Annotated in this window: 26 protein-coding genes and 1 riboswitch; of the genes, 7 read left to right on the top strand and 19 right to left on the bottom strand. The window is 69.9% G+C overall.

Annotation, left to right across the window (positions count from 1 at the left end):
* Positions 1–54 precede the first annotated feature (54 nt).
* The 3 genes from IEY81_RS08185 to IEY81_RS08175 are packed head-to-tail and all read left to right on the top strand — an operon-like array spanning position 55 to position 2652.
* Positions 55–966 (top strand): alpha/beta fold hydrolase, encoded by a 912-nt coding sequence (locus IEY81_RS08185; RefSeq protein WP_189117985.1) that lies wholly within the window; start codon positions 55–57, stop codon positions 964–966.
* Complete coding sequence (locus IEY81_RS08180; protein ID WP_189117984.1) at positions 967–1629, top strand: TetR/AcrR family transcriptional regulator; 663 nt, start codon at positions 967–969, stop codon at positions 1627–1629. It abuts the gene before it with no gap.
* Positions 1630–1674: 45 nt separating this feature from the next.
* Positions 1675–2652, top strand: a complete 978-nt coding sequence (locus IEY81_RS08175; protein ID WP_189117983.1) for a cytochrome c oxidase assembly protein — start codon at positions 1675–1677, stop codon at positions 2650–2652.
* A gap of 10 nt (positions 2653–2662) precedes the next feature.
* Here IEY81_RS08175 and IEY81_RS08170 read toward each other — a convergent pair whose 3' ends face one another.
* The 4 genes from IEY81_RS08170 to IEY81_RS08155 all read right to left on the bottom strand — a co-directional run bounded on the left by IEY81_RS08170 (position 2663) and on the right by IEY81_RS08155 (position 7098).
* Positions 2663–3736 (bottom strand): ABC transporter ATP-binding protein, encoded by a 1074-nt coding sequence (locus IEY81_RS08170; RefSeq protein WP_189117982.1) that lies wholly within the window; start codon positions 3734–3736, stop codon positions 2663–2665.
* A gap of 104 nt (positions 3737–3840) precedes the next feature.
* On the bottom strand, positions 3841–5562 hold the full coding sequence (locus tag IEY81_RS08165; RefSeq protein WP_189117981.1) for a sulfatase-like hydrolase/transferase: 1722 nt from the start codon (positions 5560–5562) through the stop codon (positions 3841–3843).
* Positions 5563–5690: 128 nt separating this feature from the next.
* The gene (locus IEY81_RS08160; protein WP_189117980.1) at positions 5691–6368 is read right to left on the bottom strand and encodes a DUF1707 SHOCT-like domain-containing protein; all 678 of its coding nucleotides are present in this window, start codon (positions 6366–6368) and stop codon (positions 5691–5693) included.
* A 55-nt stretch (positions 6369–6423) separates the two neighbouring features.
* A complete protein-coding gene (locus IEY81_RS08155) occupies positions 6424–7098 on the bottom strand; it encodes a DUF1707 SHOCT-like domain-containing protein (RefSeq protein ID WP_189117979.1) in 675 nt (224 codons plus the stop codon).
* Positions 7099–7232: 134 nt separating this feature from the next.
* On the opposite strand from IEY81_RS08155, the gene IEY81_RS08150 reads away from it, so the two are divergent.
* Positions 7233–8123 (top strand): NAD(P)-dependent oxidoreductase, encoded by an 891-nt coding sequence (locus tag IEY81_RS08150; RefSeq protein WP_229787531.1) that lies wholly within the window; start codon positions 7233–7235, stop codon positions 8121–8123.
* Between the two features lie 51 nt (positions 8124–8174).
* Here the strand turns inward: IEY81_RS08150 and thiC are convergent, their stop codons facing one another.
* The 7 genes from thiC to IEY81_RS08115 all read right to left on the bottom strand — a co-directional run bounded on the left by thiC (position 8175) and on the right by IEY81_RS08115 (position 14170).
* Entirely contained in the window at positions 8175–9875 is a 1701-nt protein-coding gene (gene thiC, locus IEY81_RS08145) for a phosphomethylpyrimidine synthase ThiC (RefSeq protein ID WP_189117977.1), read from the bottom strand.
* The gene (locus IEY81_RS08140; RefSeq protein WP_189117976.1) at positions 9872–10846 is read right to left on the bottom strand and encodes a bifunctional hydroxymethylpyrimidine kinase/phosphomethylpyrimidine kinase; all 975 of its coding nucleotides are present in this window, start codon (positions 10844–10846) and stop codon (positions 9872–9874) included. The genes thiC and IEY81_RS08140 overlap by 4 nt, the downstream gene beginning before the upstream one ends.
* The gene (locus tag IEY81_RS08135; protein WP_229787530.1) at positions 10843–11499 is read right to left on the bottom strand and encodes a thiamine phosphate synthase; all 657 of its coding nucleotides are present in this window, start codon (positions 11497–11499) and stop codon (positions 10843–10845) included. The genes IEY81_RS08140 and IEY81_RS08135 overlap by 4 nt, the downstream gene beginning before the upstream one ends.
* Complete coding sequence (locus IEY81_RS08130; protein WP_189117975.1) at positions 11496–12263, bottom strand: thiazole synthase; 768 nt, start codon at positions 12261–12263, stop codon at positions 11496–11498. The genes IEY81_RS08135 and IEY81_RS08130 overlap by 4 nt, the downstream gene beginning before the upstream one ends.
* Entirely contained in the window at positions 12260–12448 is a 189-nt protein-coding gene (thiS, locus tag IEY81_RS08125; RefSeq protein ID WP_189117974.1) for a sulfur carrier protein ThiS, read from the bottom strand. Before thiS ends, IEY81_RS08130 begins: the two co-directional genes overlap by 4 nt.
* Positions 12449–12512: 64 nt before the next feature.
* The gene (gene thiO / locus IEY81_RS08120) at positions 12513–13565 is read right to left on the bottom strand and encodes a glycine oxidase ThiO (protein ID WP_189117973.1); all 1053 of its coding nucleotides are present in this window, start codon (positions 13563–13565) and stop codon (positions 12513–12515) included.
* Positions 13565–14170 (bottom strand): thiamine phosphate synthase, encoded by a 606-nt coding sequence (locus IEY81_RS08115; RefSeq protein ID WP_189117972.1) that lies wholly within the window; start codon positions 14168–14170, stop codon positions 13565–13567. Before IEY81_RS08115 ends, thiO begins: the two co-directional genes overlap by 1 nt.
* A riboswitch (TPP riboswitch) is annotated at positions 14163–14272 on the bottom strand. Its footprint overlaps the gene before it by 8 nt.
* A 76-nt stretch (positions 14273–14348) precedes the next feature.
* Between IEY81_RS08115 and IEY81_RS08110 the strand changes: the two genes are divergently transcribed.
* On the top strand, positions 14349–16037 hold the full coding sequence (locus IEY81_RS08110; protein ID WP_189117971.1) for a fumarate hydratase: 1689 nt from the start codon (positions 14349–14351) through the stop codon (positions 16035–16037).
* Here the strand turns inward: IEY81_RS08110 and IEY81_RS08105 are convergent.
* The 6 genes from IEY81_RS08105 to IEY81_RS08080 all read right to left on the bottom strand — a co-directional run bounded on the left by IEY81_RS08105 (position 16012) and on the right by IEY81_RS08080 (position 19841).
* Entirely contained in the window at positions 16012–16593 is a 582-nt protein-coding gene (locus IEY81_RS08105; RefSeq protein WP_229787528.1) for a GNAT family N-acetyltransferase, read from the bottom strand. The two genes, IEY81_RS08110 and IEY81_RS08105, sit on opposite strands and share 26 nt — an antisense overlap.
* Before the next feature lie 33 nt (positions 16594–16626).
* A complete protein-coding gene (locus tag IEY81_RS08100) occupies positions 16627–16899 on the bottom strand; it encodes a hypothetical protein (RefSeq protein ID WP_189118189.1) in 273 nt (90 codons plus the stop codon).
* Between the two features lie 20 nt (positions 16900–16919).
* Positions 16920–17942, bottom strand: a complete 1023-nt coding sequence (locus IEY81_RS24455; RefSeq protein WP_189117970.1) for an SPFH domain-containing protein — start codon at positions 17940–17942, stop codon at positions 16920–16922.
* Positions 17943–17957: 15 nt separating this feature from the next.
* Complete coding sequence (locus tag IEY81_RS08090) at positions 17958–18404, bottom strand: NfeD family protein (protein WP_189117969.1); 447 nt, start codon at positions 18402–18404, stop codon at positions 17958–17960.
* A 61-nt stretch (positions 18405–18465) separates the two neighbouring features.
* Positions 18466–18978, bottom strand: a complete 513-nt coding sequence (locus tag IEY81_RS08085) for a DUF6328 family protein (RefSeq protein WP_189117968.1) — start codon at positions 18976–18978, stop codon at positions 18466–18468.
* A complete protein-coding gene (locus IEY81_RS08080) occupies positions 18978–19841 on the bottom strand; it encodes a glucose 1-dehydrogenase (RefSeq protein ID WP_189117967.1) in 864 nt (287 codons plus the stop codon). Before IEY81_RS08080 ends, IEY81_RS08085 begins: the two co-directional genes overlap by 1 nt.
* A 26-nt stretch (positions 19842–19867) precedes the next feature.
* Here IEY81_RS08080 and IEY81_RS08075 point away from each other — a divergent pair, with 26 nt between their 5' ends.
* Entirely contained in the window at positions 19868–20548 is a 681-nt protein-coding gene (locus tag IEY81_RS08075) for a spermidine synthase (protein WP_189117966.1), read from the top strand.
* A gap of 18 nt (positions 20549–20566) precedes the next feature.
* Positions 20567–21955, top strand: a complete 1389-nt coding sequence (locus IEY81_RS08070; protein ID WP_229787526.1) for a class II fumarate hydratase — start codon at positions 20567–20569, stop codon at positions 21953–21955.
* A gap of 122 nt (positions 21956–22077) precedes the next feature.
* On the opposite strand, the gene IEY81_RS08065 is transcribed toward IEY81_RS08070, so the two are convergent.
* Positions 22078–22734, bottom strand: a complete 657-nt coding sequence (locus IEY81_RS08065; RefSeq protein WP_229787524.1) for an aggregation-promoting factor C-terminal-like domain-containing protein — start codon at positions 22732–22734, stop codon at positions 22078–22080.
* Positions 22735–22977: 243 nt separating this feature from the next.
* The gene (phoH2, locus tag IEY81_RS08060) at positions 22978–24384 is read right to left on the bottom strand and encodes an RNA 5'-3' helicase PhoH2 (protein ID WP_189117963.1); all 1407 of its coding nucleotides are present in this window, start codon (positions 24382–24384) and stop codon (positions 22978–22980) included.
* Between the last annotated feature and the right edge of the window lie 259 nt (positions 24385–24643).

Genomic DNA, 24643 nt, shown 5'->3' with positions numbered 1-24643 from the left:
TCTTGACAGGCTCGACCACCGGGGCTTGTGGGTGCTGGCGGGTAAAGTCGAGGCATGACCTCCGCCGCCGCGCCGCCTGAACAAACCGCGTCCCTCCCCGGAGGCATCGAGCTCGCCTACGACACGTTCGGCGACCCCAGCGGTGACCCGCTGCTGCTGATCATGGGGCTGGGTGGCCCGATGACCTGGTGGGACGTACGTCTGTGCGAGCGGCTGGTCGAGGCGGGCTTCTACGTGGTCCGCTACGACAACCGCGACATCGGCCACTCCGCACCGTTCCCGACCGACGAGCGGATCACCCTGGCCAGGCTGGCGCGCGCCTTCGCCGGGCTGCCGACCACGGCGCCCTACGCACTCACCGACCTCGCCGACGACGCGGCCGCGCTGCTGACCCATCTCGGCATCGACTCCGCCCACGTGTGGGGCGTGTCGATGGGCGGGATGATCGCGCAGACCCTCGCCATCCACCATCCCGACCGGGTGCGCTCGGTCTGCTCGACGATGTCCACGACCGGCGACCGCCGGGTGGGCTTCCAGCACCCGACCCTGCTGCCGGCCCTGCTCATCAAGAAGCCGGGCCTGGACGGATACATCGAGCGGCAGATCAAGGGCGCGCTCCAGATCGGCTCCCCGGGCTACCCCGAGCCGGAGGACGAGGTACGCCAGCGGGCCATCGACACCTGGAACCGCGGCGTCGACGCGGCGGCCGTCGCCCGCCAGATGCTCGCCATCCTCACCCAGCCCGACCGCACCAAGGACCTCGGCCGCCTCGACGTACCCTTCAGCGTCATCCACGGGCTCGCCGACAAGATGGTCCATGTCTCCGGTGGCCGGGCCACCGCCGCGGCCGTCCCCGGCGCCGAGCTCACCCTGATCAGGGGCATGGGTCACGACCTGCCCGAGGGGCTGTGGCCCACCTTCATCCGGGTCGTCCGCCGCACCGCCGACCGCGCCGTCGCCGTCTAGATGCCGACCACGGCCCCCGAGGACGAGTCGGGGTCACTGCTCGCCAGGGCGCTCGCCGACGTCGCCGAGCCCATCGAGGACGAGGCGGTGACCGCGAAGGTCCTCGACGCCGCGGCGGAGCAGTTCCGCCGGGTCGGGATCAGGCGCACCACCATGGAGGGGGTCGCGAAGCGCGCGGGCGTCGCCCGGATCACCCTCTACCGTCGCTTCGCCAACAAGGACGCCCTGGTCGAGCAGGTCGTGCGCCGCGAGTTCCGTCGCTACTTCGACCAGTTCCTGATCGACGTGGCCGATGCCGCCGACGCGGCCGAACGTGTCGAGATCGGCTTCGCCAGCGCGATGCGGGCGATCCGCGGCAACCCGCTCATCGGCGGCCTGCTGACCGTCGAGAGCGAGTCGATGGTCCACTCGATCGTCGGCGACGGCGGCCGCACCCTGACCACGATCGCCGGTTTCGTCGCGGGCCAGCTGCGCCGCGAGCAGCGGGCCGGCAACGTACCCGCCGAGGTCGACGTCGATCTGGTCGCCGAGCTGATGGTCCGCACCTCGACCTCCTTCCTGGTCACCCCGAGCCAGGTCGTCGACATCGACGACGAGGCGCAGCTGCGCGCGCTCGCCCGGCTCTTCCTGGTGCCGCTGATCACGTCGGCCGACCAGGGATAGCCCGCAGAATCACGCTCCTTCACGGCCCGGAGATACCGTGAGGGCATGCACGACCACGGCTCTCTGCCCGCCCTCGGCTGGACCGAGTTCCTCACCACCTGGAGTCTCCAGCCCGGCTGGTTGCTCGCCGTCGTCATCCTCGGCGCCGGCTACCTCACGCTGCGCAACGCCGCCGGCGCGGCCTCGACGGTCAAGGGCTGGCGGGTCGCGTCGTTCCTGACCGGGCTCGCCCTGACGTACGTCGTGGTCGCCTCGGCGATCAACGGCTATGCGATGTCGCTGGCGTGGATGCACATGGTGCTCCATCTGACGCTGATCATGATCGTGCCCGCGCTGCTGGTGCTCGGTCATCCGCTCACCGTCATCGCCGAGACCGGCCCGCGCGCCGCGCGGGCGATCCGCTCGCTCCCTGTCACGATCCTGGTGCACCCGGCCACCGGCACGCTGATCTACTCGGTGGTCATCATCGGCACCCACCTGTCCGGGTTCATGGACGCGATGGCTCAGAGCGTCCCGCTGATGGTCGGCGAGCAGGTCCTCTACATCGTCGCCGGCTTCCTCTTCCTCACCAGCACGATCGGTGAGGAGAAGGTACGCGTCGACCTCCCCTATCTGGGCCGGATCGCGCTCCTGGTGGTCGGCATGGTGCCCGACACGATCGTCGGCATCGTGATGCTGCAGACCGAGCGCGACCTCTACCCGGTCTACTCCGGCGCCCGCCCCGGCTGGGCGCTCGACGCGGTGCGTGACATCCAGACCGCGGGCGGGCTGATGTGGGCCGGCGGAGACGGCGGGATGATGCTGCTCGCCATCGGCCTGGTCATCGCCGTGGTCTCCTCACCCGAGCGCCGCGCCAAGATGACCGGCAGCTTCCTCGACGGCGTGCGCAGCACCCGGCTCGCCGAGGAGAGTGCCCGCGGCATGGCGGAGGGCCCCGCCGAGCCGGGATCCGTGGATCCCGACAGCGACGAGGCCCTCGATGCCTACAACGCGATGCTGGCTCGGATGAACCAGCAGCACTGACCAGGCAGCGTCAGTCGTTGACCCGGAGGCCGGACTCGCTGTCGAAGACGTGGACGTCCTCGGGGTCGGTCGTGACGTAGATGGTGTCGCCCTTGCTGACCTGGTCCTTGGAGGAGACCCGGACGATCAGGGTCGACGGCACGCCCTCGACGTCACTGGTGCCGTAGACGTAGGAGTCCGAACCGAGCTCCTCGACGACGGTGACCTGCACCGGCAGACCGCCCTCGCCCTCGCCGATGACCCGGAAGCTCTCCGGACGCACGCCGACGGTGATGTTGGTGGGCAGGTCGGTGGCACCGACCGGGACGACGTACTCCCCGATCTTCGCACCGCCGTCGGCCGAGGTCGCCTTGATGAGGTTCATCTGCGGCGAGCCGATGAAGCCGGCGACGAAGAGGTTGACCGGCTTGCGGTAGAGGTTCAGCGGGGTGTCGACCTGCTGCAGCTCACCGTTGCTCATCACCGCGACGCGGTCGCCCATCGTCATCGCCTCGACCTGGTCGTGGGTGACGTAGACGGTGGTGATGCCGAGCTCGGCCTGCAGCTTGGCGATGTCGGTGCGGGTCTGCACGCGCATCTTGGCGTCGAGGTTGGACAGCGGCTCGTCCATGCAGAAGACCTGCGGCTGGCGGACGATCGCGCGGCCCATGGCGACGCGCTGGCGCTGACCACCGGAGAGCGCCTTCGGCTTGCGGTCGAGGTAGTCGGTCAGACCCAGGGTCTTGGCGGCCTCGGCGACGAGCTTGTCACGCTCGGCCTTCGGGACCTTGGCCATCTTCAGCGAGAACGCCATGTTCTCGGCGACGCTCATGTGCGGGTAGAGCGCGTAGTTCTGGAAGACCATCGCGATGTCGCGGTCCTTGGGCGCCACGTTGGTGACGTCGCGGTCGCCGATCTTGATGGCACCGGAGTTGACCTCCTCCAGCCCGGCGAGCATGCGCAGGGTGGTGGTCTTACCGCATCCGGACGGGCCGACGAGCACCATGAACTCGCCGTCCTTGATCTCGAGGTCGATGCCCTTGACCGCGGGCTCGGGGGCACCGGCATACCACCGCTGCGCCTTCTCGAAGCTGACTGTTGCCATGATTCCGTTGTCTCCTTCACCGGCAGGTACGTGCCGGACGATCCGTTGTGAAGTGACCGAGGACACATTTGTCCCGGCGGGGACACGATAGCCCAGATTCGGAATCAGCGGGTCAAAGCCCTGCACACAGCAGGGGCACAGCCCTCGTAGTCGTCCAGGCGGCGCATCAGGTCCTCGGCGTACGGCTTCGTGTGGTCCTCGGCGAAGACGTTGGTGTCCTCCCACGGCCGGTCGTAGCGGTAGAGCTCGTAGGCGTAGTCGGTGCCCTTCCACGAGTTGTCCAGGTCGAACCGGACCAGCAGCCCCTTCGCGCTGCGCACCGCGATGTAGGAGGGGATGATGTCGATGGTGCCGCCGGAGCCGCGATCGAGGTCGACCTCACCGGGGTGAGCCTTGGCATAGGTGTGCTCGAAGAAGGCGTAGCGCCCGCCCTCCGCCTTCGGCCGGGTCAGCGCCTGGGCGAAGGAGGTCCCGGCGGTCCACGAGGGCGTCTCCGCCCCGGCGAGGTCGAGGAACGTCGGGGCCAGGTCGATGTTGCTGACGAACTGGGAGCGCTCGCCGGGCACCACGTCGGGGCCGACGACCACCATCGGGACCCGGGTGTCGGAGTCGTAGGGCGCACCCTTGCCGCCGTTGAGCTGGTGCTGGCCGAGGTGGAAGCCGTTGTCGGAGGTCAGCACGATGTAGGTGTTGTCGTCGACCGCCTTGCGCACTTCGTCGATCATCCGGTCGATCGACTGCACCATCCGAGCGCGGTCGCGGTACTGGCTCAGCGCCGTCTCGTCGCTCAGCGAGACCTTGTTGGTGCGCCAGGCGGGGGCCGGGGACGTACGACCGTCGGGGCCGAGGTAGGTCGGGGTGTTGTCGGAGCGGTCGTCGCCGTAGCCGACCAGATCCTTCAGCGAGAGCTTGCCGCAGGGGACGCGGCCGCAGTTACCGCCGGTGGGATCGTCGGCGGGCGCCTGGTCGGCGAAGGCCGGCGGGAACCAGGTCTTCAGGCCCGGGTAGTGGTGGCCGAGGCGGGAGTGCGGCCCGTAGGCGGCGATCTCGAGGAAGTAGGGGTCCTCGTCGTCCTTGTGGGCGCTGATGAAGTCCAGGGCGTAGTCGCGGGTGACGTTGGTGGCGTACGCAGCGTCCTTCTCCGCCGTGGTGGCCGAGGTCGGAGGCTGCTCGTGGTGGCGCAGCTTCAGCTCGCCGTGCTCGTCGAGGTAGGTGCTCTGATAGCCCCAGCCACCGTAGGCACCACCGAGGAGCGCGTTCCAGGAGTCCCAGCCGGGCACCTTCGGCGGCGGCACCCGCTCGCCGTCCTGACCGGTGACGACCTCGTAGGCGTTGATGAACTTGCCTACGAACCCGGTCGTGTAGCCCGCTCGCTGCAGACCGAGACTGAACTGCTTCTCGACGTTGCCGTGGCGCCGGAACGCCGACCAGCCGCCGACCGGGTGCTTCGGGTCGTTCTCGGTGTTGGTGAGCACCTTGGTCTGGTGGGGTGTCTGCCCGGTCAGCAGCGCGGCGCGCGAGGGGCAGCACAGCGAGTCGATCACGAAGGAGTTCTGGTAGCTCGCGCCCTCGGCGGCCATCCGGGTCGCCTCCGGCATCGTGCGGAGCAGCTCCAGGGAGAAGTCGTCCATCAGGATGAAGACCATGTTCGGCCGCTCGTCGGCCGCGGCGGCGAGCGCCGCCGCCTCCGGAGCGGGGCCGGCCGACGGGTCAGCGGCCGCCGCGTCGTCGGCGCCGGTGGTCGGGCCCACGACGAGGACTCCTGCGACCAGCGCGACCACGGACAGAAGCGCGGCACCCAGCAACGCGCCCCACTTCGGCATCATCCCGAGACTCCTTTGTCTATTATATAACTACATAATATCTTGTTCCGGCGAGGTTAGCGCCTGTTCTCCAGGCGCGGCAGAGCCGGTCCGCAGAGCGGACCTGACGAGGGCTCAGCCCCGGTCGCTGCTCAGTGCAGCTCGTGAGGCGGGATCGGCAGGCGCTTGGCGCCCTTGCCACCCTTCAGCGGCTTGCGGACGACGGTGACGCCACCCATCAGCGCAAGCCCCTTCACGCGGAGCACCGGGCCGCCGGTCGGCTCGATCCCGCGAGGACCGTCGAAGCCACCCATGATCGGGACACCCTGCATCACGACCTGCACCTCGGGCCCGACCGTGATGGTGATGCCACCCATGATCGCGTTCGCGTAGATGGTGGTCTCCTGCGCGGAGAACTCCGCCTGGCGCATGTCGAGCTCGGCGCCGCCCATCAGCGCGATCACATTGCCGGTCACCGGGACGGTCCAGATCCCACGCCGGTCGACGCCGCTCATGATCGCCACGTAGAGCCGGCTCTCGACCGGGTTCGCCGCGTAGGCCACGGGGGTGTTACCGCCGGTCGCGGCGGGTCGCGTGGCCGGCGGCGCCGGGGTGCCGGCAGCAGGCAGGTCGACCGTGATCGGCACCAGGTCGGCGTACGTCTTCGCCTTGAAGGTCGCCTCCAGGCGGTCGTCGAGCTCGTCGATGTCGAGACGTCCCTCGCCTGCGGCCTCGCGCAGGATGTCGGCCACCTTGTGGCGGTCGGCATCGCTGATCCGGAGGCTCGGATCAGGAGTGTGGCCGCGGTACGGCTCGGGGGTCGTTCCCATGAGGCTGAATGTTAGTGGTGGGGACGCTGGTGCGCCTCAGCAATCCCCCTGATCCTCACTCCAGGCCGAGATGCTGCCGCAGGCTGCGCCGGGGACCCTTCGGCCCCCGCCTCTTCACGGTCACGTCACCCAGCACCGCCATGCCGCGCACCCGCACCACGGGCGAGTCGGCGGTGAGCGCCTCCGGCACCTTGTCGGAGGGCTCCTTGAACTCACCGAGGACGCCGTTCCCCTCGACGACGACGCGCACGTTCGGCGGCACGGTGACCTTCACGCTGCCCAGGATCGAGGTCGCGTTGATGACCACCTCGCGCGCGGAGTAGTGGGCCTCGCGCAGGTCGATGTTGGCGTCCCCCAGCACTGCGTTGACCGTGAGGTGCTGGGGCATCGTCCAGACGCCCTTGCGCTCGACGCTGCTCAGGAACGCGCTCGCGCTGTCGTTCGCAGCGCCCTCGCCGTAGACGACCGGCGCGTTCGGCGCAGCGTCGGCGGACGCCGGCGGGGTCGATGGCGCGCGCCCCGCGACCGGGAGGTCCCGGGTGATCGGCTCGAGGTCGGCGTACGTCTTGGCCTTGTAGGTCTCCTCGATCCGCTCCTCGAGCTCCTCGATGTCCAGCCGGCCCTCGCCGGCGGCCTCGCGCAGGATGTCGGCCACCGCGTGACGGTCGGCATCGCTGACGCGGAGGTCCGGACGGCGGGGCTGGCCGGGGTGTGGTTCAGGGAGTCCCATGAGGCCGAATGCTATCGGCGCAGATCCCGTCCGTCTCTCCGGTTCATCCCTGAGTCTTTGCTGACCAACTGGTTCGCAACCCACTATTTAGTGGGTACTCCCCGAGCGCGATGCCGTCGGCCAGAGTGGTCGACGTGTCCGAATCTCAACGCCAGCCCATCCATCCCAGCGAAGCCAGCGTGCTCGGCCTCGGCGCGATGGGCAGCGCCCTGGCTGCTGCCCTGCTCGACGCCGGCCGCTCGGTGACGGTCTGGAACCGCACCCCCGGTCGCGCCACCCGCCTCGTGGCGCACGGCGCCGACGCCGTGGGGTCGGTCCGCGAGGCGGTGCTGGCCAGCCCGGTGGTCATCGCCTGCCTCCTCGACCACGCCTCGGTCGAGGAGACCCTGGGTCCGGTCGCCGAAGACCTCCGTGGCCGCACCCTGGTCAACGTCACCACGACGACCCCGGGAGAGGCCCGCGAGCTCGCGTCCTGGGCGGCCGTGCACGGCATCGACTACCTCGACGGCGCCATCATGGCCGTGCCGTCGATGATCGGGGCGCACACCGGCCAGGTCCTCTACAGCGGCTCGCGGGCGGCGTACGAAACGCTCCTGCCGATGCTCGAGGTGTGGGCCACCAGTGAGTTCTTCGGCGAGGACGCCGGTCGGGCCTCGGTGGTGGATCTGGCCATGCTGTCGGGGATGTACCAGATGTTCGCGGGCTTTTTCCACGGCGCCGCGATGGCTGCGACGATGGGGATGAGCGCAGCCGAGTTCACCGCCCGGCAGACGCCGTTCCTGGCCGCCATGACCGAGGAGCTGGCGGACTACGCGAAGGTCATCGACGGTGGTGACTACACCGTCCCGGGCCAGCAGAGCCTGGACTTCTCCGACCTCTCGCACCTCGTGCGGGCCAGCGAGGAGGAGGGCGTCGACCCTTCTCCGATCGCCATGGTCCAGGAGCTGATCAGCCGGCAGGTCGCTGCGGGGCACGGGTCGGAGGGCTTCGCCAGGGTCTACGAGAGCCTGCGCGCCGACCGATGAGGCAGCGCGGCGGAGCCCGGCACAGACACGACCGGGCTCCGCCGAGGCGGCTCAGTCGGCGAGCGGGAGATACACGCGGCTCCCCGCCGCGGAGAACTCCTTCGACTTCTGCATCATCCCGGCCTCGATCTCCTCGGGGGATGCGCCCGCCGCGGCGCCGAAACGGTCGCGTACGTCCTGACTGATCTTCATCGAGCAGAACTTCGGTCCGCACATGGAGCAGAAGTGGGCGGTCTTGGCGCCTTCCGCAGGCAGGGTCTCGTCGTGGAAGCTCTCCGCCGTGACCGGGTCGAGCGAGAGGGCGAACTGGTCGCGCCAGCGGAACTCGAAGCGGGCGCGGGACAGCGCGTCGTCGTGATCGCGGGCGCCGGGGTGGCCCTTGGCGATGTCGGCGGCGTGGGCGGCGAGCTTGTAGGTGATCACGCCGGTCTTCACGTCGTCGCGGTCGGGCAGGCCGAGATGCTCCTTCGGGGTGACGTAGCAGAGCATCGCGGTGCCGTGCATGGCGATCGTGGCCGCGCCGATGGCGCTGGTGATGTGGTCGTAGCCGGGCGCGATGTCGGTAGCGAGCGGGCCGAGCGTGTAGAACGGCGCGCCGTGGCACCACTCCTGCTGGAGCCGTACGTTCTCCTCGACGAGGTTGAGCGGGACGTGGCCGGGGCCCTCGACCATGACCTGGACGTCATGTTCCCAGGCACGCTCGGTCAGCTCGGCGAGCGTGCGGAGCTCGGAGATCTGGGCCTCGTCGTTGGCGTCGGCGGTGCTGCCCGGGCGCAGTCCGTCACCGAGCGAGAAGGCGACGTCGTACTGCTTGAAGATCTCGCAGAGCTCGTCGAAGTGGGTGTAGAGGAAGTTCTCCTGATGGTGGGCGAGGCACCAGCCGGCCATGATCGAGCCGCCGCGGGAGACGATGCCGGTGACGCGGTCGGCGGTGAGCGGGACGTAGCGGAGGAGTACGCCGGCGTGGATCGTCATGTAGTCGACGCCCTGCTCGGCCTGCTCGATGACGGTGTCCCGGAAGACCTCCCAGGTCAGCCTGTCGGCCTCGCCGTCGACCTTCTCGAGCGCCTGGTAGATCGGGACGGTGCCGATCGGGACCGGGCTGTTGCGCAGGATCCACTCGCGGGTGGTGTGGATGTCGTCGCCGGTGCTCAGGTCCATCACCGTGTCGGCGCCCCAGGTGATCGCGTGGGTGAGCTTGTCGACCTCCTCCTCGATGGAGGAGGTGACGGCGGAGTTGCCGATGTTGGCGTTGATCTTCACCAGGAACCGCTTGCCGATGATCATCGGCTCGGACTCGGGGTGGTTGACGTTGTTGGGGATGATCGCGCGACCGGCGGCGACCTCCTCGCGGACGAGCTCGGGGTCGCAGCTCTCGCGCACGGCGACGTAGGCCATCTCCTGGGTGATGATGCCCTTGCGTGCGTAGTGCATCTGGGTGACGGCGGTGCCTGTCGAGACCGCACGGCGCGGTTGGCGGCGCTCGCCCCGCCACTCCTGGCGCGCCTCGCCGCGGCGTACTGCTGCCTTGCCGTTGTCGAGCAGCTCGGTCCGGCGGCCCGGGTAGGTCTCGGTGTCCTGACGCTCCTCGATCCACTCCAGCCGCCGCGGCGGGAGGCCCTGCTCGGGCTGCGAGCCGGGGCCCTCGGTGCAGTAGCGGTCGAACGTCTCGCCGTTGGTCAGCGCGATCCGGGTCACCGGGACCTTCAGGTCGCCGAGCTCGACGCGGGTGTGGGCGGGGTGGACGGTCATGCGGTCTCCTCGATGGTCGGGCTGGTGTGGGCGATCGGGCCTCGGCCACGGCCGAGGATCCAGCGGCTGCTCACGAGGAGCTGCCGGGTGACGTACGCAGCGGCCAGCTCGGCCGCCTCCCGCAGCGGCGCGCCGTGGGCGAGATGGGCGGCCAGGGCGGAGCTGTAGGTGCAGCCGGTGCCGTGGTCGTTGCTCGTCGCGACGGCGGGATGGGTGAGCGGGACGGGGGTCTCACCCGGCTTCGCGAGCCAGTCGGTGCACTCCCCCGTGGCCTCGGGGTCGCCGCCGGTGACGATCACGGCCGGGCCGCCGCTGGTCGAGCCGGAGTCCCCGCTGGTCGAGCCGCGAGCGCCAGCGAGCGTGTCGAGACCAACACGGCCTCCTGTCGCGCTCGAGAGGACCGTCTTGGTCGCGACACGCCTCCGCCCAGCGGCTCCGGCGGCTCGACCAGCGAGCTCAGCGGCCAGTTCCGCCGCGAGCTCAGAGGGGGTGCCGTCGCGGCCGAGCAGCGCCCGCGCCTCGTCGAGGTTGGGAGTGAGGACCGTGGCGACAGGGAGCAGGTGGTCGAGGTAGGCGCGGCGTACGTCCTCGCCTCCGAGCACCGCGCCGGAGGTGGCAACCAGGACGGGGTCGACGACGATCGCGGGTTGTGAACCCGAGCGTGGCCCATGGGTCACCCTCAGCTTCACGACCCTCTGCGCGAACGCCTCGACCGCGGCGGCCGTGCCGAGCATCCCGGTCTTGACCGCGGCGACGGGCAGGTCGTCGAAGACCGCGTCCAGCTGGGCCTCGATGGCGGTGAGCGGGACGGGGTGGATGTCGCTGACGCCGGTGGTGTCCTGGGCGGTGACGGCGGTGATGACACAAGCGCCGTGGACGCCGAGCGCTGCGAAGGTGGCCAGGTCGGCAGCGGTGCCCGCGGCACCGCCGGAGTCGGTCCCGGCGATGGTGAGCGCGACCGGCGGGTTCATGCGCTCATCTCCGCCGCCGGGGCGGGCAGGACAGCCAGCAGGTCGCGGACGACCTGCGACGGCTCCTCGGCCCGCATCACCGCACCCATCACCGCGACCCCGTGAGCCCCGCCAGCCACTGCCTCGGCGGCGTTGTCCGGTGTGATCCCGCCCAGCGCGTACGTCGGGAGCGGCAGATCACGGAACGCAGCGTTCCCGAGCGGCGGCCCGTAACCCGGCTTGGACTCGGTCAGCGCATAGGGGCTGAGCATCGCGTAGTCGCACCCCTCCTCGGCCGCACGGGCGACCTCGGCGGGGGTGTGGCAGCTGCGACCGCGGAGGTGTAACACGCTGTTACACCGACTATCCGGTCGTTCAGATAGGGCGAATAGTCCTACGAACGACGTGTTACCCCCGGCCGATGGGAGCTGGACCCCCGCCGCGCCGGGCAGCTCGGTGTGGGCTGCGATGACGGTCAGGCCGAGCTCGGCAGCCGCCTCGGCCAACCGCGCTCGCTGCTCTGGGGGCTCGTCGAGCTCGCGGAGCACGACGTGGGTCAGGCCTGCCTGGGCACAGTCGGCGAGGGTCGGGAGGAGGCCGCGGCCGAGGCGGAGCTGGGAGCGGTCGGTGAGGACGAGCAGCCGCGGCAGCTTCGTCACCGTCGGCGCGGTCATGCGATCCGGCCCTCCATCGGCGAGGAGGCGCGGGCGACGGCCTGGCGCGGGATCCGGCCGGCGCCGCGGGCGGTGACTCCCGCTTCGACCGCCAGCCGGAGAGCCCGGGCCATCGCGACCGGGGCGGCGGCGCGGGTCACCGCGGTGGCGGCCAGCACCGCGGAGCAGCCGAGCTCCATGGCCAGCGCCGCGTCGGAGGCGGTGCCGACGCCGGCGTCGAGCACCACTGGCACGTCGACCGCGGCGACCACCGCCTCGATGGCGTGCGGGTTGAGGATGCCGAGGCCGGAGCCGATCGGAGAGCCGAGCGGCATCACCGCGGCGCAGCCGACGTCGGCGAGCCGGCGGGCGAGGACCGGGTCGTCGGTGGCGTACGGAAGGACGGTGAAGCCCTTGCGCACCAGCAGCTCGGCGGCGTCGACGAGCTCGACGGCGTCGGGCATCAGTGAGGTCTCGTCACCGATCACCTCGAGCTTCACCCAGTCGGTCTCCAGCGCCTCTCGAGCGAGCTCGGCGGTCAGCACCGCCTCGCGCGCCGAGAGGCAGCCCGCGGTGTTGGGCAGGACCGGCACCTCCGCCGCCCGCAGCGTCTGCAGCAGCCCGCCCGCCGCCGTCGAGGACGTACGCCGCATCGAGACCGTCACCAACCCGGGCTGGGCGGCCTCGATGATCTCGGGGAGCAGCGCCAGGTTGGGCAGGCCGCCGGTGCCGAGGAAGAGGCGCGAGGAGAGCTCGCGGCCGGCGATCTTCACGGTGCCGCTCATCCGCCCTGCACCGCCGTCACGATCTCGACGACGTCGCCGTCCGCCAGGCGGGTGGTCGCATGCTCCGCTCGCGGCACCACCTCGCCGTTCACCGCGACGGCACTCCCCGTCCGCTCGGTCAGCAGGTCGGCGACGCCTGATCCGTCGGGCAGGTCGGTTGGTTCACCGTTGATCATCAGTCTCATCTGTCGGACTCCTTGGTGATGCTTGACGGGCACTTTGTGGACTTGACGGGTGTTTCAGTGCCCGTCAAGTCCATGAATCCCCGGTCGACCGGGTATCCCTGGAGAACCGCCGCGGGTCCACCGCAGCCTCCACAACCCCGGTCTCGACGTGGTCGGCCACGAGCCGCGCGATGAGAGGGGCGAGGAGGACGCCGTTGCGGAAGGCGCCCGCGGCGAGGACGACGCCCGGCTCGTCGGTCGGCCCGACGAGCGGAAGGTTGTCGGCGGTGCCGGGGCGGTCGCGGGAGGTCACCTCGACCACGGCGGCGCGGTCGAGGCCGGGCAGGACTCGGCGGGCGGAGTCGAGGAGGCGCCAGACGCCTTCGACGGTCGGCAGCAGCGGGCCGTCGCGCTCCTCGGAGGTGGCGCCGATGACGACCTCGTCGGTGTCGGCGCGCGGGACGACGTAGACCTGCTCGCCGTGGACCCAGGCGCGCACCGTCCGCTCGATCCGCTCCGGCGTGCGCACGCGGACGACGTCGCCGCGGACCGGGCGGATGAGGGAGGAGTACGGAGCGGGCAGCCGAGCGCCGGTGGCGACGACGGTGACGTCGGCGACTGTGTTGGTCTCGACACCGGCTCGCTGGCGCTCGCCGGGCTCGACCAGCGGAGACAACCGGTCGAGGAGCGCGGCCACGACAGCCCGCGGGTCGACGGAGTGGTCCTCGGGCAGGAAGGCGCCACCGGCGACCCGGCCGAGGCCGGGCTCGCGGGCGAGCAGCTCGCGACGCAGCAGTCGCTCGTAACGCACCCCGGCCAGATCGAGCACGGCGAGCTGCCGCTCCACCTGCTGGACGTCGCCGGCGTCGACGCCGGCCAGGAGCGTCCCGCGGGTGTGCATCGGCACCCCGAGCCGGGCCGCGAAAGACGGCCACAGCCCCAGCGACGAGAGCCCCAGCCGCGTGAGCTCTTCCTCACCGTGCCAGGCCTCGCCGGCCGGGCTGAGCATCCCGGCCGCGGCGTACGACGCCCCCGACCCGGGCGACGGGTCGACCAACGTGACCTCGTGTCCGCGCCTGATCAGCTCGTCGGCCACGGACAGCCCGACGATCCCGGCTCCGAGGATCTGCACCCGCATCAGCCGGCGGCTTCCACGAGCTCCTTCGCTGCCTGGAGCGGGTCGGGTTGTCGCCAGAGTCCGCCGATCACGGCCACCCCGTGGGCGCCTGCGGCGCGCACCTCGGCAGCTCTCGAGGCGGAGAGCCCGCCGATGGCGATCAGCGGCAGCACACCAGCCGCAGCGCTCACCGCCTCCACGCCCAGCGGATCGGGCAGCCCCGACTTCGACGTGGTCGCGAAGACCGGTCCGAACCCGGCGTAGTCGGCCCCGGTCTCCTGCGCAGCGACGACAGCCGCACGATCCCGACAGGTGGCGCCGATCATCAGCCCCGGCGAGGCCGTGTCGGCGATCCGCCGAGCCGCTTCGACCGGAAGGTCCGACGCCCCGAGATGGACCCCGTCGGCCCCGGCCGCCAGCGCGACGTCGAGCCGGTCGTCGACCACCACGCACGCGTCGAACACCCCGACGCGGGACCGAACCGCCGACGTCAGCGCGACCAGCTCACGGGTGGACGCGGCCTTGTCACGCACCTGGAAGCCGCGCACCCCGAGCTCTGCGAAGGCGGGCAGCAGGGAGAGGTCCTCGGCCGAGGAGACCAGAGCGAAAATTCGTGGGAGAAGCACAACAATCACTTCCTTCGCCGGCATGATCCGGATCAGGTGTAACGGTCGGAGCGGCTCCAGCTCCCTCTCAGCCCGCTGCCGCGGACTCCCGTGTGGACGCCGACGACCATAGCGCGAATGTCTCGCGCATGCAGCCTGATCTCAGCCAAAGGTGCCCCGCGGCGTACGATTCCCTTCCGTGGCTGACGTTGAGTTCCGGTACTCCGACCTCCTCCCGACCGGCAAGGACGACACTCCTTACCGGCTGATCACCACCGAGGGGGTGGAAGAGATCGAGGTCGACGGGCGCAAGTTCCTCAAGGTCGACCCCGAGGCGATCCGTACGCTGACCGCCGAGGCGATGAAGGACATCAACCAGTACCTCCGCCCGGCCCACCTGAAGCAGCTGCGCAAGATCATCGACGACCCCGAGGCCTCCGGCAACGACCGCTTCGTCGCGCTCGACCTGCTCAAGAACGTCAACATCTCCGCGGGCGGCATCCTGCCGATGTGCCAGGACACCGGCACCGCGATCGTGATGGGTAAGAAGTCCGAGGGCGTGCTCACCGGCTCCGACGACGCCGAGACCGTCAGCCGCGGTGTCTTCGACGCCTACACCAAGCTCAACCTGCGCTACTCCCAGCTGGCCCCGCTGACCACCTACGAGGAGAAGAACACCGGCTCGAACCTGCCCGCCCAGGTCGAGATCTACTCGACCACCGAGGGCGAGAACGGCCCGGAGTACAAGTTCCTCTTCATGGCCAAGGGCGGCGGCTCCGCCAACAAGTCGTTCCTGTTCCAGGAGACCAAGGCGATCCTCAACCCCGACCGGATCCTGACCTTCCTCGACGAGAAGATCCGCTCGCTCGGCACCGCCGCCTGCCCGCCTTACCACCTCGCCGTGGTCATCGGCGGCACGTCGGCGGAGTTCGCGCTGAAGACCGCGAAGTACGCGAGCGCCCACTACCTCGACAACCTCCCGACCGAGGGCTCGATGAGCGCCCACGGTTTCCGCGACACCGACCTCGAGGAAAAGGTCTTCGAGCTCACCCAGTCCTTCGGCATCGGCGCCCAGTTCGGCGGCAAGTACTTCTGCCACGACGTACGCGTCGTCCGACTGCCCCGCCACGGCGCGAGCTGCCCGGTGGCGATCGCGGTCTCCTGCTCCGCCGACCGCCAGGCGCTCGGCAAGATCACCCGCGACGGTGTCTTCCTCGAGCAGCTCGAGACCGACCCGGCGCAGTACATGCCCGACGCCGGGATGGCCGAGGAGATCTCCGCTGGCGAGGTCGTCGACATCGACCTCAACCAGCCGATGCCCGAGATCCTGAGGACGCTCTCCCAGCACCCGGTCAAGACCCGCCTCTCGCTGACCGGCCCGATGGTCGTGGCGCGCGACATCGCGCACGCCAAGATCAAGGAGCGGCTCGACGCCGGCGAGGAGATGCCGGACTACATGAAGAACCACCCGGTCTACTACGCCGGCCCGGCGAAGACGCCCGAGGGCATGGCGAGCGGCTCGTTCGGCCCGACCACGGCCGGCCGGATGGACTCCTACGTGGAGCAGTTCCAGGCCGCGGGCGGATCGATGGTCATGCTCGCCAAGGGCAACCGCTCCAAGGTCGTGGCCGATGCCTGCGGCACGTACGGCGGCTTCTACCTCGGCTCGATCGGCGGCCCGGCCGCACGGCTGGCGCAGGACTGCATCAAGTCCGTGGAGGTGCTCGAGTACCCCGAGCTCGGCATGGAGGCGGTGTGGAAGATCGAGGTCGAGAACTTCCCCGCGTTCATCGTCGTCGACGGCGAGGGCAACGACTTCTTCACCGACCCCTCCGGCACCACCACGGTGCCCCTGAGCGGGATCAGGGTGCGGTCGAAGGAGCGCTGAGCGGGCGCCACTCGCGGCGGAGCAGCCCGTAGACCCTGGTGTCGGAGACGACTCCGTCGACGATGCAGTCCTCGCGAAGCGTCCCTTCGAGCACGAAGCCGAGCTTCTCCAGGACGCGGCCGGAGGCCGGGTTGCGGGTGTCGGCCTCCGCCTGCACCCGGTTGAGGTCCAGGGTGTCGAACGCCCACGACAGCAGCGCACCAGCTGCCTCGGTGGCGTACCCCTGACCCCAGGCCTTCTCGGCCAGGCAGTAGCCCAGCGAGGCGCTGCGGAAGTCGGGGTTGAAGCTGTTCACGGTGCACCAGCCGAGGAACGCCCCGTCCTCGGCGCGCTCGAGCACCACTCGGGCCCCGCTGCCCTCCTCGGCCATCTCCTCACAGCGGGCGAGGAAACGGTCGGCCTGGGTGGGGTCGGTCCAGGGCGAGGAGTCCCAGTAGCGCAGCACGTAGGCGTCGCTCTGCAACGCGAACAGCGGCTCCTTGTCAGCCTCGGTGAAGGGCCGCAGCAGCAGCCGTGAGGTACGCAGCGTGGGAGTGGGCAGCACCATGGCTGCCATCCTGCCGCCTCCTCGGGCCCGGGTTCGACCCGATTATTCGGCGGGACCGAACTCGTTGTCGCGCCGGTTCTCCGGCGGGATGCCGTCAGGACCCGCCCCGCGGGTGTCCGCTTCGCCGGACTCCGAGTCGGGGTATCCGGCGACCGAATCGCCCGGGGAGATCGGCGTCTCCCCCTCCTCGCCCATCTGCTGCACCTCGGAGACCTGGCCGCCGTCCTGATCGTCCTCGGGCTGCGAGGTCTGGTCGGCCTGATCCGTCTGGTCGTCCTTCCCGTTGTCCAGCAGCTCGTCTTGTCGTTCGCTCATGCTCACCCGGTACCCGCGCGTCAGCCGACGATGCGGTCCGCGCGGGCAGACTCCTCCTTGGCCTGCTCGACCGCCTTGACGGCCTCCTCGTGGGCCTCGCGCTGCGCCTGCTCGATCGCGTTGCGCGGAGCGGGCACCGGCGGCGTACGTCGCTCGTCGCCGTTGGTGGAGGCCTTCGAGGCGTTGTCGGCGAAGGCGCCGGTGACCGTACGCATCGCCTCGGTGAGCTCGCCGGGGATGACCCAGAACGAGTTGCCGTGGGCGGCGAGGGAGGGCAGCATCTCGAGATACTTGTAGGCCAGCACCTTGGCGTCGGCGTCGTTGGCGTGGACCGCCTGGAAGACGCGTTCGAGCGCCTTGGCCTCACCGTCGGCCTCGAGGACCCGCGCCTGCTGGTGCCCCTCGGCCTCCAGGATCGAGCGCTGCCGGGTGCCCTCCGCCTCGAGGATCAGCGAGGCCCGCTTGCCCTCGGCGTGCAGGATCGCGGCACGCTTGTCCCGCTCGGCGCGCATCTGCTTCTCCATCGCCTCCTTGATCGAGGCGGGCGGGTCGATCGCCTTGATCTCGACGCGGTTGACCCGGATCCCCCACTTGCCGGTGGCGTCGTCGAGCACCTCGCGCAGCCGGGTGTTGATGGTCTCGCGGGAGGTCAGCGTGGTCTCCAGGTCCATCGACCCGATGAGGTTGCGCAGCGTGGTCACGGTGAGCTGGTCGATCGCCTGCAGGTAGTTGGCCACCTCGTAGGCCGCCGCCCGCGGGTCGGTGATCTGGTAGTAGAGCACCGTGTCGATGGCGACGACCAGGTTGTCCTCGGTGATCACCGGGCGCGGGTTGGAGGAGTAGACCTGCTCACGGACGTCCAGCTTGGTGTTGACCCGGTCGACCAGCGGGATGACGAAGTTGAGCCCCGGCTGCAGGGTGATCCGATAGCGGCCGAACCGCTCGATGTTGTAGCGCCGGGCCTGCGGCACGATCCGCACCGTCGAGGCGACTCCCCCGACGACCAGTGCGACCAGGACCAGCACAATCAGCAGAAGTTCCATGTCGTACGTCCCTCCTCAGGGCGACAGCGACAGCGGGTCCCGCGGGTGCACGAGTGCCGTCGCGCCTTCGATCTCGAGCACGTCGACCCGGCATCCGACCGGGATGACGAGGTCCTCGTCGTAGGGCCGGGCGGTCCACTCCTCGCCGGCCAGGCGCACCAGCCCGTGGGCGTAGCTGACCTCGGCGAGGACGACGGCCTGACGGCCGACCAGCGCGTCGGTGCCGTCACGCACCGGCGGTGGCAGCGCCATGTGCCGGCGGGCGACGGGGCGCACCAGCAGCACGCTGCCGCCGCCGGCCAGCACGAAGACGAGAGCCTGCACCAGCACCGGGGCACCGAGCGCGGCGCTCCCGGCAGCGAGAAGTGCCCCGCCGGCGACGAATGCGAACGCCAGCGTCATCGTGAACGCCTCGGCGACTCCGAGGAGCACCGCGACGATGATCCAGAAGATCGACCACATACATCCCACCCGACTCGGTTCCACACCAGCGTACTCCGGGTGTGGCGCTCATCACACCGGGTCAGTGGGAGTTGTTGTTCCGGGCGTTCATCAGGGGCAGACCGGCCCAGAGGCTCGCGAAGAGGAGGAGCGCCGCCACGGCCGCGACGATCCCGGCGCCGAGGGAGAGGACGACGTCGAAGACCAGCAGAAGCACCAGCGACGAGACGATCCCGAACCCCACCAGACCCGCGCGGGCACAGATGTGGGAGGCCCTGACCAGCCACGGCCGCTGTCGCTGCCGGAACAGCATCCGGTGGAAGGAGACCGGCGCGATGATGAGCGAGGTGGTGATGACGGAGCCGACCAGCACGACGAGGTAGATGACGCGCTGATCCTCGGTGAGGTTCGGGAAGGCCGGGGAGAACGGCACCGTCAGCAGGAAGCCGGTGAGGATCTGCACCCCCGTCTGCAGCACCCTCAACTCCTGGAGGAGCTCGTTCCAGTTGCGGACGAGGCGTTCCTCCGGGCGCTCGTTCGGGCCGCCGCCCTTGACATCGCCCCTGATCTCACCGTCGTCGAAGCTGCTCGCCATCAGAACACCGGTCGTCCTCCAGTCACCCCGAGAACGGTGCCGGAGACGTAGGACGCCTCGGCCTGGGACGCCAGGAAGACGAACGCCGGAGCCACCTCGGCCGGCTGGCCGGCACGGCCCAGGGGCGTGTTGGCCCCGAACTTCTCGATCTTCTCCGGAGCCTGGGTCGCGGGCTGCAGCGGCGTCCAGATCGGCCCGGGGGCCACCGCGTTCACGCGGATCCCGTCGGGGCCGAGCTCGGCGGCGAGGTTGGCCGTGAGGTTGTTGATGGCCGCCTTGGTCGCGGCGTAGTCGATCAGCGTGGTCGACGGCTCGTAGGCCTGGATCGAGGCGTTGTTGATCACGCACCCGCCGGTCTTCTTCAGGTGCGGTACGGCCGCGCGGGTCAGCCACAGCAGGGCGTACAGGTTGGTCTTGAACGTGCGGTCGATGCGCTCGTCGTCCATGTCCAGCAGGCTGTCGTCGCGGGCGAACTGGTAGCCCGCGTTGTTGACCAGGATGTCGAGGCCGCCGAGCTCCTGCACGGTGCGCTCGATCGCCTCGTCGCACGCCTCGCGCTCGCGGATGTCGAGCGGCATGGCCAGGCACTTGCGCCCAGCCTCCTCGACGAGCTTCGTGGTCGCCTGCGCGTCCGGCTCCTCCTCGGGAAGGTGGACGATGGCGACGTCGGCCCCCTCGCGGGCGTACGCGATGGCGACCGCACGGCCGATGCCGGAGTCGCCGCCGGTGATGAGCGCGACCTTGCCATCGAGGCGGCCGTGGCCCTGATAGCTGGACTCGCCGTGGTCGGGCTGCGGGTCCATCTCCCCCGTGAGCCCAGGAGGTTGCTGCTGCTGTGCTGGGAACTGGGTGTCATCACTCATGTCGGCCCGGTACCCAATCGGCCACAATGGCAACCGTGAGCGGAACGGAATCGGTGATCGTGGACGGCGGGCTGGCTCTGCGACACCGGGCTGACGGCCACCTGGAGTTGCGCGCCAACGGCATCTTCGTGATGGACACCCGGGAGACCTCGACCGAGAAGGCGCTCGCCACGCACGCGCTCGACCTGCACCCGCAGCCGGGCCGGGTGCTCATCGGGGGTCTCGGGCTCGGTTTCACCCTCGAGGCGGTGCTGGCCGACCCGCGGGTCGAGCAGGCGACCGTCGTCGAGATCGAGCCGCGGCTGGTCGAGTGGATGCGCACCGGCAGGGTCCCGCACGGCCCGGCGCTGCTGGCCGAGGAGCGTGTCCGGGTCGAGGTCGCCGATGTCGCCGACGCCTTGCGGGAGAGCCCGGAGGCGTCCTACGACATCGTCCTGCTGGACGTCGACAACGGCCCCGGCTATCTGGTCCACGACGCCAACGGCGCGCTCTACGAGGCGCCCGCGCTGGCCGACGCCCGCCGCGCCGCCGGGGCGCATGGCACGGTGGTGGTGTGGTCGGCGGCGGAGGCTCCGGCGCTCCTCGAGGTGATGGCGCAGGTCTTCGACCATGCCGAGGGGCTCCCCTACCCGATCGATCTGCAGGGTCACGAGGAGACGTACTGGCTCTATGTGGGTACCGCCTCATCAGGGAATCGCACCTACTGATCAAAGGTTGAACCAGATATGGACGACATGAGCTTTCGCATCGAGCACGACTCCATGGGCGAGGTCCGGGTCCCGAAGGACGCGCTGTGGCGGGCCCAGACCCAGCGGGCCGTGGAGAACTTCCCGATCTCGGGGACGCCGATCGAACCGGCGCTGATCCACGCGATCGGGCATGTGAAGGCCTCGGCCGCCCTAGCCAACTTCGATCTCGGCGTCCTGCCCGGTGACAAGGCAGAGGCGATCATCGCGGCCGCCGGCGAGGTCTCCGAGGGCAAGCACGACGACGCCTTCCCGATCGATGTCTTCCAGACCGGGTCCGGCACCTCGTCCAACATGAACGCCAACGAGGTGATCGCCTCGCTGGTCGCGCGGGCCGGCGGCGACGTACATCCCAACGACCACGTCAACGCCTCCCAGTCCTCCAACGACACCTTCCCCACCGCGATCCACGTCGCCGCCGCCGTCGCCGTCAGCGAGCAGCTGCTGCCCGCGATCGACGTGCTGGCGAGCTCGCTGGAGGCCAAGGCCGAGGAGTTCTCCGGCCTGGTGAAGTCGGGCCGCACCCACCTGATGGACGCGACCCCGGTCACCCTCGGCCAGGAGTTCGGCGGGTACGCAGCGACGGTCCGCTACGCGGCCGAGCGGCTCGAGTCCGTTTTGCCGAGGGTGCGCGAGCTGGCGCTGGGCGGCACCGCGGTCGGCACCGGCATCAACACGCCCCAGGGGTTCCCGCAGGCCGTGATCGCCGACCTCTCCAACCGCACCGGCCAGCCGTTCACCGAGGCGCGCAACCACTTCGAGGCCCAGGGCACCCGCGACTCGCTCGTCGAGCTCTCTGGGGTCCTGAAGACGATCGCGGTCGGGCTGATCAAGATCAACAACGACCTGCGCTGGATGTCGTCAGGGCCGACTACCGGCCTCGCCGAGATCCACCTTCCCGACCTTCAGCCGGGCTCCTCGATCATGCCCGGCAAGGTCAACCCGGTCGTGCCCGAGGCCACCTTGATGGTCGCCTTCCAGGTGATCGGCAACGACGCCGCCGTGGCGGCCGCCGGCGCCTCGGGCGCTTTCGAGCTCAACGTCGCGATGCCGGTGATGGCCCGCAACATCCTCGAGTCGATCCGCCTGCTCTCCACCTCGATGACCGTCCTGGCCCAGCGCACCGTCGACGGGATCGAGCCGGTCCCGGAGCGCCTGCGCGCCTACGCCGAGTCGTCCCCCTCGATCGTCACGCCGCTCAACAAGCACATCGGCTACGAGGCGGCCGCGAAGGTCGCCAAGCAGGCCCTCGCCCAGGGCGCCACGATCAAGGAGACCGTCATCGAGATGGGCTACGTCGCCGACGGCACCATCAGTGTGGAAGACCTCGACAAGGCGCTCGACGTCGAGTCCATGACCCACCCGTGACGCCGAGTCGGCGCGTCTGCCCCACCCACAACCGCCGAGTCGGCGCATCTGCCCCAGATGTTGAGGCAGATGCGCCGACTCGGCGTTTGATTTCGGGGCAGTTGCGCCGACTCGGCGGGGGGTCAGTACCAGCCGGAGGACTGGGAGTGGCCCCAGGCGCCGCAGGGCGAGCCGTAGCGGTCGTTGATGTAGCCGAGGCCCCACTTGATCTGGGTGGCCGGGTTGGTCTCCCAGTCCTCACCGGCGGAGGCCATCTTGGAGCCGGGGAGGGCCTGCGGGATGCCGTAGGCGCTGGAGGAGGGGTTGGCGGCGTGCGGGTTCCAGCCCGACTCCTTCTCCCACAGCGGCTCGAGGCAGGAGAACTGGTCGAGGCCCCAGCCGAAGTCGCGGAGCATCGACTTGGCGATGTCCTTGGGGTTGCGGAGGTCGATCTCGACCTCCTCGACGCCGGCGATGGCGCGGACGTCGTTGCCGGCCGACAGCGCGGCCTGCTTGCCGGGGTCGGCGACCTCACGGCGGTCGCCGGCCGAGCGGGACAGCGAGGAGGTCTCGTTGCCGCGGGCGGCGGACTCGGCCTCGATCGCGGCGCGCTGGGCGTCGGTGAGCTCGGGAAGATCGGTGGCTGCCGCCTCACCTGCGCTGAGCTTGGCGTCGTCGGTGGCGGGGCCGGTGTAGGCCACACCGCCAGCGACAGCAGCGCCGGTGCCGCCCATGGCGAGGACGGAGAGGAGGAGGCTTGTCTTTGCGGTCGCACGCGCAGCCTTGTGCGGGACGTCCACAAGCGGATTCGCTGGCGCGCCGCGATGTCGCGGGGCGCGATGAACAGGCTGGGACACTGGCTCTCTCGGGGGCTGAGGCATTACAGACCCGCAAACAATGCATGAGCCCAGAGGCCGTATCAAACCGGACGCACCGTTTGTAGGTCAGAAATGACCGTCCTGAGCATCACTTCCGTAACATGAGTCACAGAAATCACAACGGCCCCAGACCTTACAGGTCTGAGGCCGTTGACGTGACAAGGATTACGGCACCACGTTCTCCAGCATCTCGGTGACCAGAGCCGCGATCGGCGACCGCTCGGAACGGGTCAGCGTGACGTGGGAGAAGAGCGGGTGACCCTTGAGCTTCTCGATCACCGCGACCACGCCGTCGTGTCGACCGACCCGGAGGTTGTCGCGCTGGGCGACGTCGTGGGTGAGCACGACCTTCGAGTTGGCGCCGATACGGGAGAGCACGGTGAGGAGCACGTTGCGCTCCAGCGACTGCGCCTCGTCGACGATGACGAAGGAGTCGTGGAGCGACCGGCCGCGGATGTGGGTCAGCGGCAGCACCTCGAGCATGCCGCGGTCCATGATCTCGTCGATCACGTCCTGCGAGGTCACCGCGGAGAGGGTGTCGAAGACCGCCTGGCCCCACGGCGACATCTTCTCGTTCTCGGTGCCGGGCAGGTAGCCGAGCTCCTGGCCACCGACCGCGAAGAGCGGGCGGAAGATGACGACCTTCTTGTGCTGGTTGCGCTCCATGACCGCCTCCAGGCCGGCGCAGAGCGCCAGCGCGGACTTACCGGTGCCGGCCCGGCCACCGAGCGAGACGATCCCCACCTCGGGGTCGAGCAGCATCTCCAGCGCGATCCGCTGCTCCGCGGAGCGGCCGTGGATGCCGAAGGCCTCCCGGTCGCCCCGGACGAGGTGGACCTGCTTGTCCGGTCCGACGCGTCCCAGTGCGGTGCCGCGGTCCGACATCAGCACCAGGCCGGTGTGGCAGGGCAGGTCGCGGGCGGCGTCGAGGTCGAGCACCCCGTCGTCGTAGAGCTCGTCGAGGTCCCCGGAGGAGACGTCCAGCTCGGACATGCCCGAGTAGCCCGGGTCGGAGTCGTTGATCCGCTCACCGCGGTAGTCCTCGGCCTTCAGCCCGACCGCGGACGCCTTGATCCGCATCGGCAGGTCCTTGGAGACCAGGGTGACGTCGAGCCCGTCGCCCTTCAGGTTGCGCGCGACGGCGAGGATCCGGGTGTCGTTGTCCCCGAGCCGGAAACCGCTCGGCAGGGCCGAGGGGTCGGTGTGGTTGAGCTCGACGCGGATGGTGCCGCCGAGCTCGCCGACCGGGACAGCGGTGTCCAGCCGGCCGTGGGTGACCCGCAGCTCGTCGAGCTGACGGAGCGCGGAGCGGGCGAAGTAGCCCAGCTCCGGGTGGTGCCTCTTCCCCTCGAGCTCGGTGATCACCACCACCGGAAGCACGACCTGGTGCTCGGCGAAGCGCGTCATCGCCTTCGGGTCCGAGAGCAGGACGCTGGTGTCGAGAACGAACGTACGCCCTGACGGCGCCTCGCTCTCTGCGGCTCCGTCCGATTTCGGGGCCTCCGACGCCGGTGTCGGAGGGGCCGATGACTCGGCCTCGGTGACATGCTCGTTCGTGGTTGGGTTGGCCACGCGGATCACCTCTCGCGACCGGCTCACACACCCATGAGTCCGGCCATTTCATCACTAATCAGATGGACCGGACGGTGGACCGTCAGTCGGGGTGCCGACCGCCTCACACCCGTCAGGATCGGCATGATCCTGACGCAGGTTCGGTTCGTGAATATTCACGTAACGGGCCTCCAGGTGCGACGGGATTTCGTTCCCCGCCGTTGAGACAACGCTACGGCGCTGAGGCGCCCATCGGTGGCAACACGCAGAATTTTTCTTT

The organism is Nocardioides luteus, assembly GCF_014648595.1.
Classification (GTDB): domain Bacteria; phylum Actinomycetota; class Actinomycetes; order Propionibacteriales; family Nocardioidaceae; genus Nocardioides; species Nocardioides luteus.
The sequence above is the reverse complement of the archived record's forward strand: the minus strand, read 5'-3'. Positions and strand labels throughout refer to the sequence as shown.

Excerpts from the sequence above, each read along its gene's own strand:
- IEY81_RS08185 (WP_189117985.1), top strand. The coding sequence starts at position 55 with ATGACCTCCGCCGCCGCGCCGCCTGAACAAACCGCGTCCCTCCCCGGA.
- IEY81_RS08180 (WP_189117984.1), top strand. The coding sequence starts at position 967 with ATGCCGACCACGGCCCCCGAGGACGAGTCGGGGTCACTGCTCGCCAGG.
- IEY81_RS08175 (WP_189117983.1), top strand. The coding sequence starts at position 1,675 with ATGCACGACCACGGCTCTCTGCCCGCCCTCGGCTGGACCGAGTTCCTC.
- IEY81_RS08170 (WP_189117982.1), bottom strand. The coding sequence starts at position 3,736 with ATGGCAACAGTCAGCTTCGAGAAGGCGCAGCGGTGGTATGCCGGTGCC.
- IEY81_RS08165 (WP_189117981.1), bottom strand. The coding sequence starts at position 5,562 with ATGATGCCGAAGTGGGGCGCGTTGCTGGGTGCCGCGCTTCTGTCCGTG.
- IEY81_RS08160 (WP_189117980.1), bottom strand. The coding sequence starts at position 6,368 with ATGGGAACGACCCCCGAGCCGTACCGCGGCCACACTCCTGATCCGAGC.
- IEY81_RS08155 (WP_189117979.1), bottom strand. The coding sequence starts at position 7,098 with ATGGGACTCCCTGAACCACACCCCGGCCAGCCCCGCCGTCCGGACCTC.
- thiC (WP_189117977.1), bottom strand. The coding sequence starts at position 9,875 with ATGACCGTCCACCCCGCCCACACCCGCGTCGAGCTCGGCGACCTGAAG.
- IEY81_RS08140 (WP_189117976.1), bottom strand. The coding sequence starts at position 10,846 with ATGAACCCGCCGGTCGCGCTCACCATCGCCGGGACCGACTCCGGCGGT.
- IEY81_RS08135 (WP_229787530.1), bottom strand. The coding sequence starts at position 11,499 with ATGACCGCGCCGACGGTGACGAAGCTGCCGCGGCTGCTCGTCCTCACC.
- IEY81_RS08130 (WP_189117975.1), bottom strand. The coding sequence starts at position 12,263 with ATGAGCGGCACCGTGAAGATCGCCGGCCGCGAGCTCTCCTCGCGCCTC.
- thiS (WP_189117974.1), bottom strand. The coding sequence starts at position 12,448 with ATGAGACTGATGATCAACGGTGAACCAACCGACCTGCCCGACGGATCA.
- thiO (WP_189117973.1), bottom strand. The coding sequence starts at position 13,565 with ATGCGGGTGCAGATCCTCGGAGCCGGGATCGTCGGGCTGTCCGTGGCC.
- IEY81_RS08105 (WP_229787528.1), bottom strand. The coding sequence starts at position 16,593 with ATGGCAGCCATGGTGCTGCCCACTCCCACGCTGCGTACCTCACGGCTG.
- IEY81_RS08100 (WP_189118189.1), bottom strand. The coding sequence starts at position 16,899 with ATGAGCGAACGACAAGACGAGCTGCTGGACAACGGGAAGGACGACCAG.
- IEY81_RS24455 (WP_189117970.1), bottom strand. The coding sequence starts at position 17,942 with ATGGAACTTCTGCTGATTGTGCTGGTCCTGGTCGCACTGGTCGTCGGG.
- IEY81_RS08090 (WP_189117969.1), bottom strand. The coding sequence starts at position 18,404 with ATGTGGTCGATCTTCTGGATCATCGTCGCGGTGCTCCTCGGAGTCGCC.
- IEY81_RS08085 (WP_189117968.1), bottom strand. The coding sequence starts at position 18,978 with ATGGCGAGCAGCTTCGACGACGGTGAGATCAGGGGCGATGTCAAGGGC.
- IEY81_RS08080 (WP_189117967.1), bottom strand. The coding sequence starts at position 19,841 with ATGAGTGATGACACCCAGTTCCCAGCACAGCAGCAGCAACCTCCTGGG.
- IEY81_RS08075 (WP_189117966.1), top strand. The coding sequence starts at position 19,868 with ATGGCAACCGTGAGCGGAACGGAATCGGTGATCGTGGACGGCGGGCTG.
- IEY81_RS08070 (WP_229787526.1), top strand. The coding sequence starts at position 20,567 with ATGGACGACATGAGCTTTCGCATCGAGCACGACTCCATGGGCGAGGTC.